16 protein-coding genes are annotated in these 18,204 nt (G+C 47.7%); 10 read left to right on the plus strand and 6 right to left on the minus strand.

All coding sequences use genetic code 11. From position 1 onward, the window contains the following. Positions 1-40: 40 nt before the first annotated feature. Together tal and FTU67_RS11525 are read right to left on the minus strand one after the other, a co-directional pair. On the minus strand, positions 41-1,024 hold the full coding sequence (gene tal, locus FTU67_RS11520) for a transaldolase (protein ID WP_180056978.1): 984 nt from the start codon (positions 1,022-1,024) through the stop codon (positions 41-43). 95 nt (positions 1,025-1,119) lie between these two features. Beyond that, positions 1,120-2,010 (minus strand): LysR family transcriptional regulator, encoded by an 891-nt coding sequence (locus FTU67_RS11525; RefSeq protein WP_180056976.1) that lies wholly within the window; start codon positions 2,008-2,010, stop codon positions 1,120-1,122. 98 nt (positions 2,011-2,108) lie between these two features. Here FTU67_RS11525 and aceI point away from each other — a divergent pair, with 98 nt between their 5' ends. After that, positions 2,109-2,543 carry a chlorhexidine efflux PACE transporter AceI gene (gene aceI / locus FTU67_RS11530; RefSeq protein WP_180056974.1) on the plus strand — a complete coding sequence of 145 codons (435 nt, stop codon included), beginning with the start codon at positions 2,109-2,111 and terminating at the stop codon, positions 2,541-2,543. Between the two features lie 104 nt (positions 2,544-2,647). Here aceI and FTU67_RS11535 read toward each other — a convergent pair whose 3' ends face one another. Beyond that, entirely contained in the window at positions 2,648-4,159 is a 1,512-nt protein-coding gene (locus tag FTU67_RS11535; protein ID WP_045795462.1) for an acetyl-CoA C-acetyltransferase, read from the minus strand. Positions 4,160-4,401: 242 nt separating this feature from the next. Between FTU67_RS11535 and FTU67_RS11540 the strand changes: the two genes are divergently transcribed. The 5 genes from FTU67_RS11540 (at position 4,402) to dnaX (ending at position 10,923) form a co-directional block, all read left to right on the plus strand. Further along, positions 4,402-5,793 carry a 3-oxoacyl-ACP reductase gene (locus FTU67_RS11540; protein WP_016659064.1) on the plus strand — a complete coding sequence of 464 codons (1,392 nt, stop codon included), beginning with the start codon at positions 4,402-4,404 and terminating at the stop codon, positions 5,791-5,793. A gap of 165 nt (positions 5,794-5,958) precedes the next feature. Continuing rightward, complete coding sequence (locus FTU67_RS11545) at positions 5,959-6,813, plus strand: MaoC/PaaZ C-terminal domain-containing protein (RefSeq protein WP_180056972.1); 855 nt, start codon at positions 5,959-5,961, stop codon at positions 6,811-6,813. 68 nt (positions 6,814-6,881) lie between these two features. Then, complete coding sequence (locus tag FTU67_RS11550; RefSeq protein WP_180056970.1) at positions 6,882-8,147, plus strand: serine hydrolase; 1,266 nt, start codon at positions 6,882-6,884, stop codon at positions 8,145-8,147. A 71-nt stretch (positions 8,148-8,218) separates the two neighbouring features. Next, positions 8,219-8,662: a copper resistance protein NlpE N-terminal domain-containing protein gene (locus FTU67_RS11555; RefSeq protein WP_180056968.1), complete on the plus strand. Its 444-nt coding sequence runs from the start codon at positions 8,219-8,221 to the stop codon at positions 8,660-8,662. Between the two features lie 146 nt (positions 8,663-8,808). After that, positions 8,809-10,923, plus strand: a complete 2,115-nt coding sequence (dnaX, locus tag FTU67_RS11560; protein ID WP_180061754.1) for a DNA polymerase III subunit gamma/tau — start codon at positions 8,809-8,811, stop codon at positions 10,921-10,923. Positions 10,924-10,947: 24 nt separating this feature from the next. Here the strand turns inward: dnaX and FTU67_RS11565 are convergent, their stop codons facing one another. Together FTU67_RS11565 and FTU67_RS11570 are read right to left on the minus strand one after the other, a co-directional pair. Continuing rightward, entirely contained in the window at positions 10,948-11,385 is a 438-nt protein-coding gene (locus FTU67_RS11565; RefSeq protein WP_180061755.1) for a thioesterase family protein, read from the minus strand. A 72-nt stretch (positions 11,386-11,457) separates the two neighbouring features. Then, complete coding sequence (locus FTU67_RS11570; protein ID WP_005178603.1) at positions 11,458-12,618, minus strand: iron-containing alcohol dehydrogenase; 1,161 nt, start codon at positions 12,616-12,618, stop codon at positions 11,458-11,460. 118 nt (positions 12,619-12,736) lie between these two features. On the opposite strand from FTU67_RS11570, the gene FTU67_RS11575 reads away from it, so the two are divergent. From FTU67_RS11575 to FTU67_RS11590, 4 genes are read left to right on the plus strand one after another with little or no spacing between them, the layout of a single operon-like run. Continuing rightward, positions 12,737-13,243, plus strand: a complete 507-nt coding sequence (locus tag FTU67_RS11575; RefSeq protein WP_005178601.1) for a low molecular weight protein-tyrosine-phosphatase — start codon at positions 12,737-12,739, stop codon at positions 13,241-13,243. A gap of 15 nt (positions 13,244-13,258) precedes the next feature. Then, the gene (murB, locus tag FTU67_RS11580) at positions 13,259-14,296 is read left to right on the plus strand and encodes a UDP-N-acetylmuramate dehydrogenase (protein ID WP_016659057.1); all 1,038 of its coding nucleotides are present in this window, start codon (positions 13,259-13,261) and stop codon (positions 14,294-14,296) included. Positions 14,297-14,311: 15 nt separating this feature from the next. Next, the gene (locus FTU67_RS11585; RefSeq protein ID WP_180061756.1) at positions 14,312-15,439 is read left to right on the plus strand and encodes a YdcF family protein; all 1,128 of its coding nucleotides are present in this window, start codon (positions 14,312-14,314) and stop codon (positions 15,437-15,439) included. Continuing rightward, entirely contained in the window at positions 15,439-16,482 is a 1,044-nt protein-coding gene (locus FTU67_RS11590; RefSeq protein WP_005178596.1) for an alpha/beta hydrolase, read from the plus strand. Before FTU67_RS11585 ends, FTU67_RS11590 begins: the two co-directional genes overlap by 1 nt. 41 nt (positions 16,483-16,523) lie before the next feature. On the opposite strand, the gene FTU67_RS11595 is transcribed toward FTU67_RS11590, so the two are convergent. Beyond that, positions 16,524-18,194, minus strand: a complete 1,671-nt coding sequence (locus FTU67_RS11595; RefSeq protein ID WP_005178590.1) for an FMN-binding glutamate synthase family protein — start codon at positions 18,192-18,194, stop codon at positions 16,524-16,526. Between the last annotated feature and the right edge of the window lie 10 nt (positions 18,195-18,204).

Raw genomic sequence — 18,204 nt, forward strand, 5'->3', positions numbered from 1 at the left:
GCCTGGAATACGCGCACAGCGGCGCGGCTAAACAGAAAAATTAAGCTTTAATTTCGGCATCAATACCAAAGCCTTGGCGCAATAACTGGCTTAACTGTTCACGCGCTTTAATAAAGCCATCAATACCGCTTTGCAGTAACTGGAAGGCCATTAAGTCATGTTCCAGCTGCTGTTTAAATTTCTCTTTTGTGATCGGCTCCAGCTCGCCTTGAGCTTCAATCGTGTCACTTGAGAGTTGTGCTGTGACTTCACGCTCATCCTGTTCCAGTTCGGCCAGCAGGTTGGGTGATACGGTTAACAGGTCACAACCGGCCAGCGCCAAGACCTGATCAATACTGCGGAAGCTGGCACCCATGATTTCAGTCTTCACCGCATGCTGTTTGTAGAACTGGTAAATCTTTTTCACGGACAGCACACCCGGATCTTTTTCAATTGGGTAGTACATGACATTTTCGGCTTTTTTGTACCAGTCCAGAATACGCCCGACAAAAGGGGAAATCAGGGTCACGTTGGCATCAGCGCAGGCATGTGCCTGATGCAGACCGAATAGCAAGGTTAAATTGGTATGAATGCCTTCTGCTTCCAGCTGTTTTGCAGCCTGAATGCCTTCCCAGGTCGAAGCAATTTTAATCAGGATGCGTTTCTGATCAATGCCATATTCTTTATACAGCACCAGCAGTTCTTTGGCTTTGGCAATAGTGGCATCTGTATCATAAGACAGCGAGGCATCTACCTCAGTCGAGACACGGCCATCAATCAGTTTAAGAATTTCTACCCCGAACTTGACGGTTAAAATATCAATGGTGCGTTCAATCAGCTCGTCTTGCTGATAACCTTCCGCTTTGGCCTGATCAAAGGCTTCGGTTAAAAGCGGTTTGCTGTCGGCCTGTTCAGCCGCCGCGGTAATTAAAGACGGGTTGGTTGTTGCATCTAAAGGACGAAACTTTTCAATGGCAGTTAAGTCACTGCTGTCGGCCACAATAGTTGTTAAGCGTTTTAATTGGTTTAAGGCGTTCTGTGTCATTGAATCCGCTTCTCTAGTTGTTCGGTTATTGCTTATGCAATTATTTATAACACAAACTGGATTTAACCCAAGTGAAAAGCGTTACAGATCAGTGTCTAATTTGTGCTTTTTCGTTGATTGCGCAAGTGATTAATCAAAAAACGAGCAGCCAGCCCCAGTTTGCTTTCACGGCTCCAGACCAGATCGACAAAATATTCAAACTTGGGCGAGAAATCCAGAAAGTCCAAAACCTGTAGTTGCTGCTTTAAGTTCGGGTTTTCATTCAGCATTTGCAGCGGCAACACACCCCAGCCCAGACCCTGTAAAATTAACGAGCAGGCAGTATGATGATTATCAGTGCGCCAGTACTGTTTGGAAAATAACAGTTCCGGCTGAATACGACGGTCACGGCTGGCCACCACAATTTGCCGGCTGTGCAAAATAGCTTCAAAGCTGACCGGTGCCTGTTGAGCCAAGGCAAAATCTCGGGCCGCCACCGGCACCAAGGCTTCGCGTTTCAGTTCTACAAACTGCTCGCCACTGTCGAGCTGTTCATGTTCAAACATTACTGCCAGTTGCGCCGACTGTTCGACCAGCATGTGCATGGCATCTTCCTGTGGCGCTGAAAATATATTGATCTGTAGCGTTGGAAATTCCAGCTGCAGCAGGGCAATGTATTGGGTCCAGTCGCTATGAATCAGCTCGGACACCACCACAATATTCAGTTCCGATTCCAACCCTTCACTTAACGCTGCGGCATGCTGTTTCCACTGGTTCATTTCAACCAGCAGTTGTTCGGTCTTTTCATACAGCGTCAGCGCCTGTGCGGTGGGCACCGGTTCACGCCCGATGCGTTGAAACAGATTCAGGTTCAGGTCAATTTCCAGATTGGCAATTGACATACTTACTGCAGATGACACTTTTCCCAGTTGTCGCGCCGCTGCGGAAAAAGAACCGCATTCAATCACGGTTTTAAAAATGATCAGCTGTTCCTGATTCACATTCATGGGCAGTAACCAGTCAATAATATTGAAAGATTCTAACTCGATTTGTCGATAATTTAAAAATAAGATGGCAGCAATTGATGAAATGGATAAGGTTTAACATGCTGCTGTCGAAAAGAAGATTAATTCATGCCTTGAGTTATGAACTGATTTTACTGGTGATTATTGCCCTGGCTTTAAGCCTGATTTTCAAGATGCCGCTGGAAGTGACCGGTAGCCTGGGTGTGGCCATGGCAGTAACCTCGGTCTTGTGGAATATGCTGTTTAATCATTTTTTTGAAAAATTTGAAGCACGCAGACAGATCCAGCGTACGGTGAAAGTACGGATTTTACATGCCATTGGTTTTGAGGGTGGCTTAATGTTAGCCACCATTCCAATGGTGGCCTATGCCATGCAGATGAGTCTGCCCGAGGCCTTTTTGCTGGATTTAAGCCTGACCTTATGTATTTTGGTCTATACCTTTATCTTCCAGTGGGGTTATGACGCGATTGAGGTACGTTTGGGCTATGCACCGGCCTATCGTGAGTCTGTTTAAAATACGTCTGATGAATTTAAGAGCAGACAATAAAAAGGTAATAAAACGTCCATAAAAAAAGCCACTGCACCAGGCAGTGGCTTTTTCAGTGAAGGCAGGGGAAATTACTTCTCGACAATCGCTGTTACACCTTGACCGCCTGCAGCACAGATTGAAATCAGCACACGACCTGAACCTTTTTCATTCAGCAGTTTGGCAGCAGTCGCCAGAATACGTCCGCCGGTTGCAGCAAATGGGTGACCAGCAGCCAGAGAAGAACCTTTTACGTTCAGCTTGTTACGATCAATTGAACCCAATGGTGCTTCTAGACCTAAGCGATCTTTACAGAATTTTGGATCTTCCCAGGCTTTTAAGGTCGACAGCACTTGTGAAGCAAAAGCTTCGTGAATTTCATAGTAGTCAAAGTCTTGTAGAGTCAGACCGGCACGTTCCAGCATCCGTGGTACGGCATAGGCTGGCGCCATAAGCAGGCCTTCTTTCTTCTCGACAAAATCAACTGCAGCCGTTTCCTGGAAGGTTAAGTAAGCCAGTACGTCATGACCATTGGCTTTGGCCCATTCTTCAGAAGCAAGTAGAACACAAGATGCACCATCGGTCAGTGGGGTTGAGTTGCCTGCGGTCATGGTACGCGCATCACCTTTACCAAAGGCTGGTTTCAGTTTAGCCAGTTTCTCTACTGAAGAATCCGGGCGCAAGTTGTTGTCACGCTCTAAACCTAAGAATGGTGTGATCAGGTCATCAAAGAAACCTGCTTCATAGGCGGCTGCCATTTTCTGGTGTGAAGATGCAGCAAGTTCATCCTGCGCTTCACGCGAGATGCCCCATTCCAGCGCAGTAATCGCCTGATGGTCACCCATTGACAGACCGGTACGTGGTTCACCATTTTTCGGTGCATCCATCAGGTCTTTGATATTGATTTTGGTCAGCGCTTTTAAGCGGTCTTTACCGGTTTTGGCAATATTCAGCTCCAGCAGGGCTTTACGTAAACCGTCACCAAAAGCAATCGGGGCATCGGAAGTGGTATCGACACCACCAGCAATACCGACTTCAATTTGGCCCAGAGCAATTTTATTGGCCACTAAAAAAGCTGCCTGCAAACCGGTTCCACACGCTTGCTGAATATCGTAAGCAGGTGTTTCAGGAGCCAATTCAGTGTTCAGTACACACTCACGAGTCATATTAAAATCACGGCTGTGTTTGAGTACGGCACCGGCAACGACTTCACCGAGGCGTTGGCCTTCTAAACGATAACGTTCTACCAGACCATTTAAAGCGGCGGTGAACATATCGATGTTTGAGGCAGTGAAGTAAGCGCCATTTGAACGTGCAAATGGAATGCGGTTACCACCGATAATCGCAACGCGACGGACAGTGTTTTGGCTCATGGTATTATCCTGTTGACCAGATGTTTCAGTTGTAGTTTCAGAAGGAGGAGGGGTTGTACTTTTTTTACGGGTAGATGCCGCACGGGTGCGTGCAGGTTTAGCCGCAGGGTTTGCTGACGAATTTGCCGTGCCAGAACTTTTGGTTGTACGCGTTGTACTTTTTGATGTATTTGACACAGTTTCTGTAGCAGAATTTTCGACCGCCGGATTTTCTTGAGTTGTTTTGCTCATAAGGCTTTTCCAAGCATGTTGATGATCTTCTTAGGGGTTACATTAGCATAATCTAGAATAGCCTGAATTGACTACAATGACATTGCAGAATGCTTTCAGGTCAAGTCATCTGTATATGATCTCAAGTATTATTCATAACAAACTGATCGATCTATTGAAATACAAAGTATCTGACATCATATTGAAGCTAAAGGATAACTTTAGATTAATCACAAATTCATTTTGTCTGAGAGATAATAATCATGACTGACCAATACCAAGCTTTTGCAAAATCTCCAATTGGTAAATTTGTCATTAAAAATTTAGGCCTGCCATCCCCAACTTTCCTTGAGCGTTTTGACAGCGCGACGCCTGTGGTCAAGGGTGCAGTTTTGTTGGGCGCAGCGCCGGAAAGCACATTATCAGGTGCAATTGCCCAGGTTCTGGCCAATATCCATGCCAACAGCTATGCCGGCAATAATGCAGAATTACAGCAGGCTGCTGCACAAGCCGGTTTAAACCTGTGTGCTTTTAACGCGGGCGATAAAGAATCTAAATTTAAAGCGGTGGTCTTTGATGCCTCAGGCATTCAGAACTCTGAACAGTTAAATGCGCTCTATAACTTCTTTAATCCGGTGGCGCGCCAGATTCAGGCCTCTGGCCGTGTAGTGGTGATCGGCACCACACCGGAAACCGCCAAAACGGTAAAACATGCAATTGCACAGCGTGCGCTGGAAGGCTTTGTTAAATCGGTCGGGAAGGAGTTTAAAAAAGGCATTGCCGCCAATCTGATTTATGTTGATGACGGCGCTGAAGCGAACCTGGAATCGAGCTTACGTTTTGCCTTGTCACCGCGTTCGGCTTATGTATCGGGTCAGGTGATTCGTGTTTCTAAAGCAGACACGGTCGATGTGGATTGGGCTAAACCACTGGCAGGTAAAACCGCGGTTGTGACTGGTGCCAGCCGTGGTATTGGTGAAGCGATTGCGCATGTATTGGCACGTGATGGCGCGCATGTGATTTGTCTGGACGTACCACAGCAACAAGCTGACTTGGACCGTGTTGCCTCTGAAATTGGGGGTTCAACCCTGGCAATTGATATTACCGCCGCTGATGCGGGCGAGCAGATTAAAGCGGCAGCCGCTGCACAGGGCGGTCTGGATATTATCGTGCACAATGCCGGTATTACCCGTGACAAGACACTGGCCAATATGAAGCCTGAACTGTGGGATCTGGTGATTAACATTAACTTGGCTGCTATTGAACGCGTGAACGACTATCTGCTGGAAAATGACGGTCTGAATGCCAATGGCCGTATCATCTGCGTATCCTCGATTTCAGGGATTGCCGGTAACCTGGGCCAAACCAACTATGCAGCATCAAAAGCAGGCGTGATTGGAGTGGTGAAATATACGGCACCGGTGCTGAAAAATGGTGTGACTATTAACGCTGTGGCTCCGGGCTTTATTGAAACCCAAATGACTGCGGCCATTCCGTTTGCCATTCGTGAAGCGGGCCGCCGTATGAACTCGATGAGTCAGGGCGGTTTACCGGTTGATGTCGCAGAAACCATTGCCTTCTTTGCCTCAACTGCATCTACAGGTTTAAATGGTAACGTGGTGCGTGTTTGTGGTCAGAGTCTGTTAGGGGCTTAATATATCCCTCACTCGGAATCCCCCCTAAAATCCCTCTTTAATAAAGGGGGACTTCTTCTCCCTTTTTGAAGGGAGGTCGGGAGGGATTTGAGGGAATTAAAATAGAAAACCCAATTCTTATTAAAGAAAGGGTGATTTAAAAGATAAATATTCCAAAGGTTCAGTATGAATACTCGCCATTTTAGTCAACTTCCCAAGCCGTATTTAGCCTATCCAAAAGTGATTCAGGGCTTAATTTTTAAAAAGCCGAAGGGTGAAAAAGTTCTGCCGCAAGTTGAATATGTGGTGGATTCATTCAAGGTCGACCAGAAGCATCTGAAAGCCTATAACGAAGTCTGTGGTTTTAAAAATAACGGCTATATTCCGGCCATTTATCTGGCGGTGTTATCGCAAAGCCTGCAAATGCACATGATGACTGCGGAAGCTTTCCCATTTCCGATTTTAGGTCTGGTGCATATCCGCAATCAGCTCAAGCAATACCGTAAAGTTGGCGTGAATGAGCAGCTGACTTTATCCTGCAAGTTTGGTGAATTGCAGCCACATGACAAAGGCGTACAGTTTGATTTTATCACCACTGCTAAAGTTGGCAATGAAGTGGTGATGGAAGGTTTAACCACCTATTTGTCGCGTCAGAAAAGCAGCAGCAAGCCTGCGGCTAAAGCAGCAGAAAGTGCCGTACCTAACTATGTACCGGTAGGACAGTGGGATGTGTCGGAAAATACTGGTCGTCGTTATGCGCTGACATCGGGAGATTTTAACCTGATCCATATTCATGCGTTAACCGCCAAAGCCTTTGGTTTTAAACAGGCCATTGCACACGGCATGTGGAGTAAAGCCAAAGCGCTGGCCAATATCCAGTTGCCAGATGCGTATGAAGCTGATGTCTGGTTTAAATTGCCAATGTATCTGCCATCTCAGGTGGAATTCTTGACGGCGCAGCAGGCGCAAAATACTGACTTCCTGATTCGTAGCAAGAAGAACCAAAAACCGCATGTCAGCGGTAGCATTCACGCGCTTTAAGTCATCGAGCCTAGGTCCAAACCGGATTTGGGCTTTTTAATTGTTCACCTTGTTGCTGGAAAGGATGCATGAACAGCATAAAAGATTATCTGCGTGCAGATATTCAGAATTATCGTGGTTCAGTGGAAGAACCGTTTAAAGATTTGGCCCATCTGTTTAGCCGTTTTCAGGATGCCCGCTCAACGCAAGGCGGCGCCGCGCTGGTAGTTTATTTTCAGGGACATAAAGTCGTTGATATTTATACCGGTCAAAAATCTGCCAATGAGGCCTGGCAGCCGGATAGTCTGTCGGTCTGTTATTCCACCGGAAAAGGCGTGCTGGCCACGCTGGCACATATTCTGGTGAGTCGGGGGCGGCTGGATTATGATGTGCCGGTGGCTGAATATTGGCCAGAATTTGCAGCGCAGGGCAAACAGCAGCTGACTTTAAGAGAGATGCTGTGCCATCGCAGTGGTTTATACGATATCCGTAATCTGATTGCCGATGCCTCGGAAATGGCCGACTGGTCGCATATGCTGGAGGTCATTGCTGCGGCCAAACCGCGTTTTCTGCCGAACAGTGATGCAGCCTATCAGCCCCTGACCTTTGGCTGGCAGGTCGGTGGTGTCTTGGAAAAAGCCTGTAATGAAAGCTTGGCTGTATTGATGCAGCGTCATTTAAGCGAGCCATTGGAATTAAACGGAGCTTATTTTGGCGTGCCGGTAGAGGAATTAGCGCGGGTGGCGCGACCGTTTGCCACATCTCAGCCCGCCCAATCTGCCCAGCCTCCCAAAAAACAGGCTGTTGCTAAACCTGCACGTACCGCATCGCCTTTAGAAAAGCTGATGGCCTTCAGTGGACAACATCCGCAAGATTTTCAGGATGCCATGATTCCCAAAGGCATGAAGAAATTTTCATTCTTTAGTGATGCCGGTTTACAGGCGATTGTGCCGGCAGCCTCCGGGGTATTTACCGCACAAAGTCTGGCCAAAATCTATGCCATGCTGGCGCAGGGTGGCCAATGGCAGGGGCAACGACTGATTTCACCACAGGTGTTTCAGGCCCTAAGTCAGGTGCAATATACCGCCCGTGACCGGGTGATGCCGCTGCCGATGCATTGGCGTTTGGGCTATCACCGCATTTTGAGCCTGGGCAAGTCGGCATCGTCGGGCTTTGGTCATATTGGTTTTAATGGCTCAGGTGCCTGGTGTGATCCAGAGCGGAATTTAAGTTTTGCTTATACCCATAATTTTCCGACCGGTTCCATCACCGGCGATTATCGCTTGTGGGGATTAACCCAGGAAACCTTACGCTGTGCCGATGGTGTGTTAAAAGGCCGAAAGGGCTGGTTTTAAACAGTTTGAGATGATTTTTAGCTGTAGCTTGTGCTATGTTCTGGCACTAGTCAATTTGATGTTGTGCAAAGATGAAAAAAGTCATTTTGATTCCGCTGGTCGCCAGTTCAGTTGTACTCGGATGTCAGGATCAAAACTCAACTCAATCCCAAACCGTGGTGGAATCTAAGACCGCAATTCCTGCGTGGGTTGGTGAGTTCAAAGGCACTACGCCTTGTATGGGCTGTTTATCGCGCTGTGATGATTGCCCGGGAATGGCGGTGTCTTTAGAACTTCATCAGGATGAAACCTATACCTTGGTGCGTGAAAGTATGAGCGGGCACAATGCGCCGGAAGTGATTCAAGGGCGGATTCGCTTCGCAGATGCATCGCGTCAGCAGCTTGAACTGCTGCAAGTCTACACCCGAAATTTGTTATATGTCGATCTTGAGAAACAATTGCTCGAGATTCGTGTAGATCAAACAGGCAAACGCTATCAAATGCAAAGTGATTTTATTCTGGCCAAGTCTGTTTAAATACTGGCTAATCATTTGCTAAATATACTGATTTTTAATCCCTTTTTTGCTGGCGCGAACAAGAGATTTTTCTTTGGATGCGCCCGTCATTTATTTCACTATTTACTAAAAAAACAGTATGCTTAGACCTGTAAAAAGGAGCATACATGTATCAGGTACTTGCGCGTAAATATCGTCCACGTAATTTTAATGAGCTGGTGGGGCAAAATCATGTTTCTCGTGCACTGACCAGTGCCTTAGAGCGTGGCCGTTTACACCATGCCTATCTGTTTACCGGGACTCGTGGGGTCGGGAAAACCACCATTGCGCGTATTTTGGCCAAATGCCTGAACTGTGAAACAGGGGTGACCTCCACACCGTGTGAAGTTTGTCCGACCTGTAAGGCGGTGAATGAAGGCCGTTTTATTGATTTAATCGAGATTGATGCGGCATCACGTACCAAAGTGGAAGATACCCGCGAACTGCTCGATAACGTACCGTATGCACCGACACAAGGCCGCTTTAAAGTCTACCTGATTGACGAAGTGCACATGCTCTCGACGCACTCTTTCAATGCTTTGCTAAAAACGCTGGAAGAACCGCCAGAGCATGTTAAATTCCTGTTTGCCACCACCGATCCGCAGAAGCTTCCGATTACGGTCATTTCACGCTGCCTGCAATTTACTTTGCGTCCTTTGGCAGTAGATGAAATTACCGAGCACCTATCTTCAATTCTCAGCAAAGAGCAGATTCAGGCCGAGCAGGATGCAATCTGGCAAATTGCTGAATCGGCACAAGGTTCATTACGGGATGCCTTGTCCTTAACCGATCAGGCCATTGCCTATGGTCAGGGTGAAATTCATCATCAGGATGTCAAAGACATGCTGGGGCTGATTGACCGCACCATTATTTATGACCTGATTCTGGCGATTCATCAGAACCAGACTGCGCGCGTGAGCGCACTGTTAATGCAGTTCCGTCAGCAGGCACTGGATGTATCACTGGTGCTGGATCAGCTGATTTCGACTTTGCATGAGCTGGCCTTATTGCAATATCTGCCGGATTTAAGCCTGAAATATAGCGCCGAAATTAACCAGAAAATTACCCAGCTGTCGCAGCGCATTTCGGCTCAGGATTTACAGCTGTATTACCAGATTGCCAGCAAAGGTCGCGCAGATTTACAGCTGGCAGTTACCCAGGAGCAGGGCTTTGAGATGTGCGTGCTGCGTCTGCTGGCTTTCCGTCCCTTACAGCCAAATGAAGTGCCCTTGACGCAGGTCAGCGCACAAAGCAACGCAGTTGCTGTAGCACCGGCCGCTGAGTCAGCTACCGCGCAGCCTGAACCGGTGCATCCCGTTGTTTCAGCTGAGGATGAATTAGAAGCTGAAACTGCTGCTATAAACCCACCCGTTGCTGAACCATCATCAGATGATTTTCTGCAGGATGAAGCGTTAGAGGTTGCTGAAGTTGCATCTCCATCCGAACCAGACCATCCGGTGACTAGACCGGCAGAAGCGGCATCTGCGCAGATGATTTTTGATCCGGCGGCAGATGAAGTGCTGTTTGATTTAGATGAAGATGATCGCGCTGATCAGCCGGAAACGCAGGATGAGGCCAGCAGTGATGATTTCCTGTTTGATGAAATTGCCCCTTTACCAGAAACCACTCCTGCGCAGCCGATTCAACAGCCTGCTGAACTTGCAGCACCGGTTTCGTCTGTCGCACAACAGCCTGAGCTGACACATCCACAGGATTCCAGCCCGCAAGACAGTTTATTTGCGCAGCCAGCACCGACGTCATCCGTCAACCAGCCTGTCGTTGCTGCTGTAGACAATACCGCTATTCCACGTGCTGATCAGCGCCTGATGCCGCAAGATATTCTGCAACTGCCGGTGCAGTCCTTAGAGGGCGAATGGAGTGTGGAAAAATGGGAATACTGGTTCCGTAATAGTGATTTATCACCGGCGGTTCAGGAACTGGCCCAACACGGCCTGATGACCGGCCAGATTGAAGCTGAGTCGGTTTTCCATATTCCGGAGCAGTATCAGCAATTGTTAAATTCGCAGTTACAGCATTTAGAAGCAGCGCTGAAACAGCAGTGGCCGAACAGCTTCCTGAAAGTGCAGTATGGACAGGTCACAGAGGTGACACCGTATAGCTTGCAGCAGGAACGTAAAGTACGTGCTTATCAACGCGCCAGTGAGCTGCTGCATCAGGAGCCGCAGGTTAAATCGCTGCTCGAAAGTTTTGATGGCGAATTGCAGAATATCCAGTTGAAATAACCACCGTCAGACCATTTCAACCGTTTATTCAGAACGTAGATAAGGCAACAGGGCATTCCGCATTTCGCTTGGAATCGGGGTGCTTTTACGTTGCTGCGCATCGACAAAAACATGCACCATATGTCCTTGAGCTGAAGCCTGCTGTTGATGCTGCTTGAAAATTGCCAGATCATATTTTAGTGAACTGTTGCCCAGCGCTGCAATCGCCACACCGACCTCAATCACTTCCGGATAACTCAGCTCGGCTAAAAAGCTGCAGCCAGAGTCTACCACCAGCCCCATAATCTCGGCCTGATGAATATTCAGTCCGGCTTTCTCAATCAGCAGCGCATTGGCAGCGGTATCGAAGTAGCTGTAATACATGACATTATTGACATGACCATACATGTCGTTGTCTGACCAGCGGGTTTGAATCGGTAAAAAGAAGGTATATTGATCGCGGGTTTTGGCTACCGGTTTCATAAAAAGACGTCATCCCTGAATAGATCGAAAATTTATATTTTTGATTTACCACAACTTTAAATAGCTTCAGCCTTATTGATAAATCGCCTGATAGATGGCCAGCGCATCCTGTTTTTCCATGTCGCGTGGATTATTTTGCAGCAGGCGGGTTTGTAACATGGCATCCTCGGCCAGCTGTTCCAGCATGTTTTCAGGTACATTCAGGGCATTCAGTTTTAAGGTCAGACCACTGCGGTCCAGATAGTTTTGCATGTGGTCAATAAACAGATCACACAAGCCATCTACACAGCCTTTGCTGGATGGGTCGAGCAAGGTCATCAATTCGGCATACTGCTGCTTGGCGGCTGGTGCATTAAATTTCAGCACTTCGGTTAAGACCAGCGCATTGCTGTGCCCATGCGACAAATGAAAATGTCCACCCAGCGGATAGGCCAGTGCATGGACTGCTGCCACCGGTGCATTGGCAAAGGCCTGTCCGGCCAGCATCGAGCCGACCAGCATATTCTGACGGGCTTCCATGTTGTTACCATCTTTTAGCACCAGATGCAGATTCTGGTTCAGCAGTTTAAGTGCCTGAATCGCCAGCATATCGGCATAAAAGTTCTTTTTGTGTTTGGAGGTATAGGCTTCAATGGCATGTACCATTGCATCAATACCGGTGGCGGCCGTAATGTGCGCCGGCAGGTTTTGGGTAAAGTTGGCATCTAAAATGGTGACATCGGCATATAGGGCAGCAGATACAATGCCGGTTTTGGTGGTTTCGCCGGTGGTGACAATGGAAATGGGCGTGACTTCCGAGCCGGTGCCGGCCGTGGTTGGAATCAGAATAAGAGGCAAACGCGGTTTTTGCGCCTGATTGACGCCATACATGTCATGCAGTTGCTGTTTTTGTTCAGGATGGGCCAGCAGGGCAATAATTTTGGCCACATCCAGCGAGCTGCCACCCCCAAAACCAATGACTGTATCTATCTGGTTTTGCCGGGCGAATTCGGCGGCTTCCAGCACAATATGTTCCGGTGGATCGGCCTGTACGCTGGCATAAATGCGGTAATCACATTCGGCAGCTTCGAGAGTTTCCAAAACAGGTGCATGCAATTGTAATTGCACCATTCCCGGATCGGTCACCAGCAGCACACGTTGATTGTTCTGTTCAGTCAGGAGGGCTTTGAGCTGTTGGATGCTGCCCAGTCCGGCAATAATGTTGGGCACAGTCTGGAATTGAAATGGGCTCATACGCTTTATCCTTAATTTTTATACTTAAATCAACATTTATCTATAGTGACAATATAGGATTCATCCTGCAAATAACTTAACATAAGACACTTTAAAAGAAAGCAGTTTTGAGGTTGTTATGTCATCCAGAACGCCATACAAGGTGTTATGTGTCTGTTTGGGCAATATCTGCCGTTCACCTACCGCGGAAGTGGTGTTCAGACATTATTGTGATGCACAGCAACTGAATATCTGGGTCGATTCTGCCGGCACCAGTAATTATCATCCGGGCAAAGCGCCCGATGCGCGCAGCCAGCAACATGCCTTGCAGCGTGGCTATGATTTATCTGCCTTGCGTGCCCGTCAGTTAACTACGCGCGATTTTCTGGATTTTGATCTGATTCTGGCGATGGATCAGGAAAACCTGCAAAATATTCAGCATCTAAAACGTCATGCAGCCGAAGAATATGGCGCAGAGTTGCTACGTGCCAAAGTGGCGCTAATGAGCGAACATGATCCACAATATCCACGTCATGAAGTGCCTGATCCTTATTATGGCGAAGCCGATGGCTTTGAACGCGTGCTGGATCAGTGTGAATCCAGTGCACAGGCCTGGATCAATATTTTAAAAACAGAATTGGCTTAAATCAGGTTTAAGAATATGAACATTCAACATCAGGTCCAGCTTAAGCCTTTTAATACCTTAAATCTGGCTGCAAATGCGTCTCATTATATTAAGGTGCATTCTACCGATGATTTAATCGCAGCCTTAAACTATGCCAAGTTACAGCAGCTGAATGTGCTGATTTTATCGGGCGGCAGTAATATGCTGCTGCCAGAGCAGATTCAGGCGCTGGTGTTACATATGGATATTCAGGGCATTGAATTCCTGAATGAAGATGACAATTTCAGCACCATTCGCGTCGGTGCGGGTCAGGTCTGGCATGATTTTGTGCTCTGGACCACCACGCAGCAGTTATTTGGCCTGCAAAATCTGGCCTTAATTCCCGGTCTGGTCGGTGCATCGCCGGTACAGAATATTGGTGCCTATGGGGTTGAGGTCGGTGAATTTATTGAATCGGTACAGGTTTATGACCGCTATAACGGTCAGTTTAATTCGATTCTGGCCAGTGACTGCCATTTTGCCTACCGTCACAGTATTTTCAAAGAAAATCCGAACCGCTATATCATCACCCATGTCACGTTCAAGCTGCGGAAACAGCCGGACTTGAAACTGAATTATGGCGATTTAAAAACCGCGGTGGGTGATGAGCAAACCGCGGAAAACCTGCAACGCCAGGTGATCCAGATCCGTCAAAGTAAACTGCCAGATCCGCAGCAATTTCCAAATGTTGGCAGTTTCTTTAAAAATCCGGTGGTGACTGCCGCGGTCTATGAACAGCTAGCGATTCAGTTCCCGAACATGCCGCATTATCCGCAACCCGAAGGCCAGGTCAAAATTGCAGCTGGCTGGCTTATTGATCAGGCTGGCTGGAAAGGGAAGCAGCTGGGCATGGTCGGTATGTTTCACAAGCAGGCACTGGTGCTTGTCAATTATGCCAATGCGACCCTGGCCGATGTTCAGGCAACATATCAGGCAGTACAGCAGGACGTGTACCAAAAATTTGGGATACACTTAGAACCAGAACCGGTGCTGTTTAATGACGCCGGGCTGATTATTCCCCACAATACCTTTTAATCAGGTTAGGCATTTATGAATAGAACTCACTGGATGGTGCGTATCGTACAAATGGCGGCTGTGCTATTTGTGCTGATGGGCTGTCTGGTGGTTTTTATCTATTCGCCGTTTTATTCCAAGTTTGTGATAAAAGTGCTGAATACCATTGTGCCGGTGGAGGTCAATGAAGTGGCTGCACAAAGCCAGCAGATGGGGGCACTGACCGATCAGGAAAATCTGGAACCTGGCTCGAATTTGTGGATTGCCCGGCAAGCTTATTTAAAAGTGATGGAAGAAGAGATTCAGGCCAAAAATTCACAGAATCTCACCATCATTCAGGCACGCTATAAAGCCTTGCAGACTTTAATTCAGGATGAGCAGCGCAGTCAGCAGGAACAAGAGCAGGACAGCACACCGCAAATTCCATTGCTGGCCGATGTTTCCGCATCTGAGGCGCAACTTGCACAGCCTTCACAGCAGTTACAGGATTTATTGGAGTTAGACAGCTCTGAAAATCAGGCCCTAATGGAACAGTATCTGAAATTTTTAAGAACCCATGAAGTGGCAGCGGTTGAAACCGTACCGGTTGATGAAGAAATTTTTCAGGATATCGCACTGATTCAACAACAAAATAGCCAGAAGCCGCAAATAACTTCCCAGCCGTATGCAATTGTGGTTCTGGGCGGCGGTCTGACCTTACATGAAAATCAAAAAGATATTATTGTGAATAACTACACACGACTACGTTTAGAAAAAACCTTAGAAATTGAAAAACAGTATAAATTACCCATTGTGCTGAGCGGTGTTGAAGCACCTTATATGCAGAAATGGCTGGCAGAACGCGGGGTTGAAGCCAACTTGCTGGAAGATCGCAGTATGAACACCTGTGAAAACTCGCGTTTTAGTTCCTTGCTGCTACAGAAAAAAGGCGGCGCACCAACGGTGATTTTAATCACCGATCAATATCACATGCCGCGCACACGCCGTTTGTTTGCCTTAAACGGCATTGAAACCGTGCCGGTGGTCGCGCCAATTCCAACCGAGTTGACCCAATGGCAGCCTAGTGAGCAGAACTATGATCATAGCCGCCGTGCCAATTATGAAATGCTGGCCACCATCCGCGATATGCTGTTTGGTTCGAGCGACTGCCGGGAGGTGCCATAATGCCGAATATCCCGTTTTTAAATCCGAGTGTGCTGAAACAGCTGGATTTACCGGTTCCTAGCCGCGATACCACGCCGCAGGTGCTGGAGCCTTTAAACCTGAACCGGCCTTATGCGCCCACGGTGGATATTCAGGCCTATCGCCAGCTTTACGGTTTTGACAGCTTAGAGTGCGAGCATTGGCAGGGTTATGTGCAAATGCCGCTGTTTAAACTGCATGTGCAGGTGTTTCAGCCTAAACTTGAAGCGGGCAAGCTGGAAAAAAGCAAAGGTACGGTGTTTTTACTGCATGGCTATCTGGAGCACAGCGGCATTTATCAGCCGATTGTCAAAGAAATTCTGGAGCAGGGCTTTAGTGTCTTGACTTATGATTTGCCCGGCCATGGTTTAAGTAATGGCTCGCCCGCCAGTATCCAGAATTTTGATCATTACCAGCAGGTGCTACACGCCATTTACCAATATGTGCGCAATGCCGATCAATTGCCTAAGCCTTGGCTAGGGGTAGGGCAAAGTACCGGTGGTGCGATCTGGATGCATCATTTACTGGAATTTGCCGAGCGCCGGGAGAATCCGTTTGTCGAGCGGGTGTTGTTATTATCACCTCTCATCCGTCCGGCCAAAAGTGCCTGGTGGCATAATTCGGTGGGCCTCGGAATTATCCGCCGGATTAAACGCGAAGTGCCGCGCCATTTTAGACGCAATAACCATAACCCGGAATTTTTGCGTTTTGTGCGCTTAAAAGATCCGTTACAACCACGCATGATGGGCATGGACTGGATTCTGGCCATGTCCAAATGGATGCTGGAAATGGAGCAGCGACCAGCGTGCCGGATTCCGGTGTGGCTGGCACAGGGCGCGCAAGATCAGACTGTGGACTGGCGTTATAACATCGAGTTTATCCGGCGTAAATTCCGCCTGCAAACCTTGCTGATGCTGGAAGAAGGGTCACATCAACTGATTAATGAGCGCCCGGATATTCGTGCGGCCTTAACCGGTTTGATTCCAGCCTTTTTGCATGCTTCGAATTCCAAGACTTATTATTAAGCTTTCCTCCATTTCATAAAAAAGAGGCCTGAGCCTCTTTTTTAAAATTCTTCCGCTTTGGCCAAATTCCACATACGGAAATAAAAGTTTTCTTCATCTTTATTTTCACAGCTCAGTAATTCGCCTTCTTTCAACCAGAAATGCAGCTGGGCATAGTTTTTAATTTCCCGGTCGTTAATCCGCTGCGCCAGATGATGGGCACGAATATCGGCCGGGTGTTTTAAACCGGCTGCCGCAATCATTTCCGACAGGGCATGCATGGTATTTTTATGGAAGTTATAGACCCGTTCTGCTTTGGATGGCACATGCAGCGCTTTTTGACGGTCTTTATCCTGGGTGGCGACACCGACCGGACATTGGTTGGTATGGCAGCTTTGTGCCTGAATACAGCCGACAGCAAACATAAAACCGCGAGCGGAATTGACCCAGTCTGCGCCTAAGGCAAAGGTACTGGCAATATCAAAGGCACTGATAATTTTACCACTGGCCCCGAGCTTGATTTTGCTGCGCAGGCCGGCACCGACCAGGGTGTTATGCACAAATAGTAAGCCTTCACGCAGCGGCGTACCAATATAGTCACTAAACTCAATCGGGGAGGCACCGGTACCGCCTTCTGAGCCATCCACCACAATAAAGTCAGGCACAATTTTGGTCACCAGCATGGCTTTGACGATACTCATAAATTGCCAGGGCTGGCCAATACACAGTTTAAAGCCCACCGGTTTACCACCGGATAAATCGCGTAGCTGCTGTAAAAACTGCAGCATTTCAATTGGGGTGCTAAAACTAGGATGGCGCGATGGCGATACACAATCACGGTCACGTGGCACACCACGAATCTGCGAGATTTCTTCTGAAATTTTATGTTTCGGCAAAATACCGCCATGGCCCGGCTTGGCACCTTGAGAGAGTTTGAGTTCAATCATCTTGATATTTGGATTACCGGCCTGACGGGCAAATTTTTCCGGATCAAATAAACCTTCTGCGGTGCGGCAACCAAAGTAGCCACTGGCAATTTGCCAGACAATATCGCCGCCATATTCCAGATGATACGGGCTAAGGCTGCCTTCACCGGTGTCATGATAAAAGCCACCGAGTTTGGCACCTTTATTTAAGGCACGGATGGCATTGGCACTCAGGCTGCCAAAACTCATGGCAGAAATATTTAAAATCGACGCGCTATAAGGCTGGCTGCATTGTTCATTGCCAATATGAATCCGGAAGGTTTTTGGATCAGCCGGTGGACAGGGGCGCAAGGAATGCACAATAAAACGGTAGTCGGCTTCGTACACATCCAAAATCGAGCCAAAGGGTTTATCGGCATTTTCATTTTTGGCACGTTGATAGACCAGACTGCGCTGCATGCGGGAAAAAGGCTGGGCATCCTGATCGGCCTCAATAAAATACTGGCGAATTTCGGGGCGGAAATCTTCAAAAATAAACCGGAAATGCCCCATAATCGGGTAGTTTTTCAGAATGGAATGCTTGGTCTGAATGACATCATACAGACCGACCAGACTCAGCAGCGTGGTGATTAGCCAGAGTGAATTAATTACACCATCGGACAGAAAATAATAAATATAATGTGGCTCATAAAATAGCCTAAGCCATGTAATCCCCAGTGCAATTAAAATACAGGCAAACCAGACCGAGTGACGGGAGAAGAACGTATTTAAAAGTTTATGGCGAATGGCTTGGGCTGGACTTGGCATTGTTATGATT

Origin of the sequence: Acinetobacter sp. YH12132, assembly GCF_013418645.1 — a bacterium.
GTDB lineage: Bacteria > Pseudomonadota > Gammaproteobacteria > Pseudomonadales > Moraxellaceae > Acinetobacter > Acinetobacter indicus.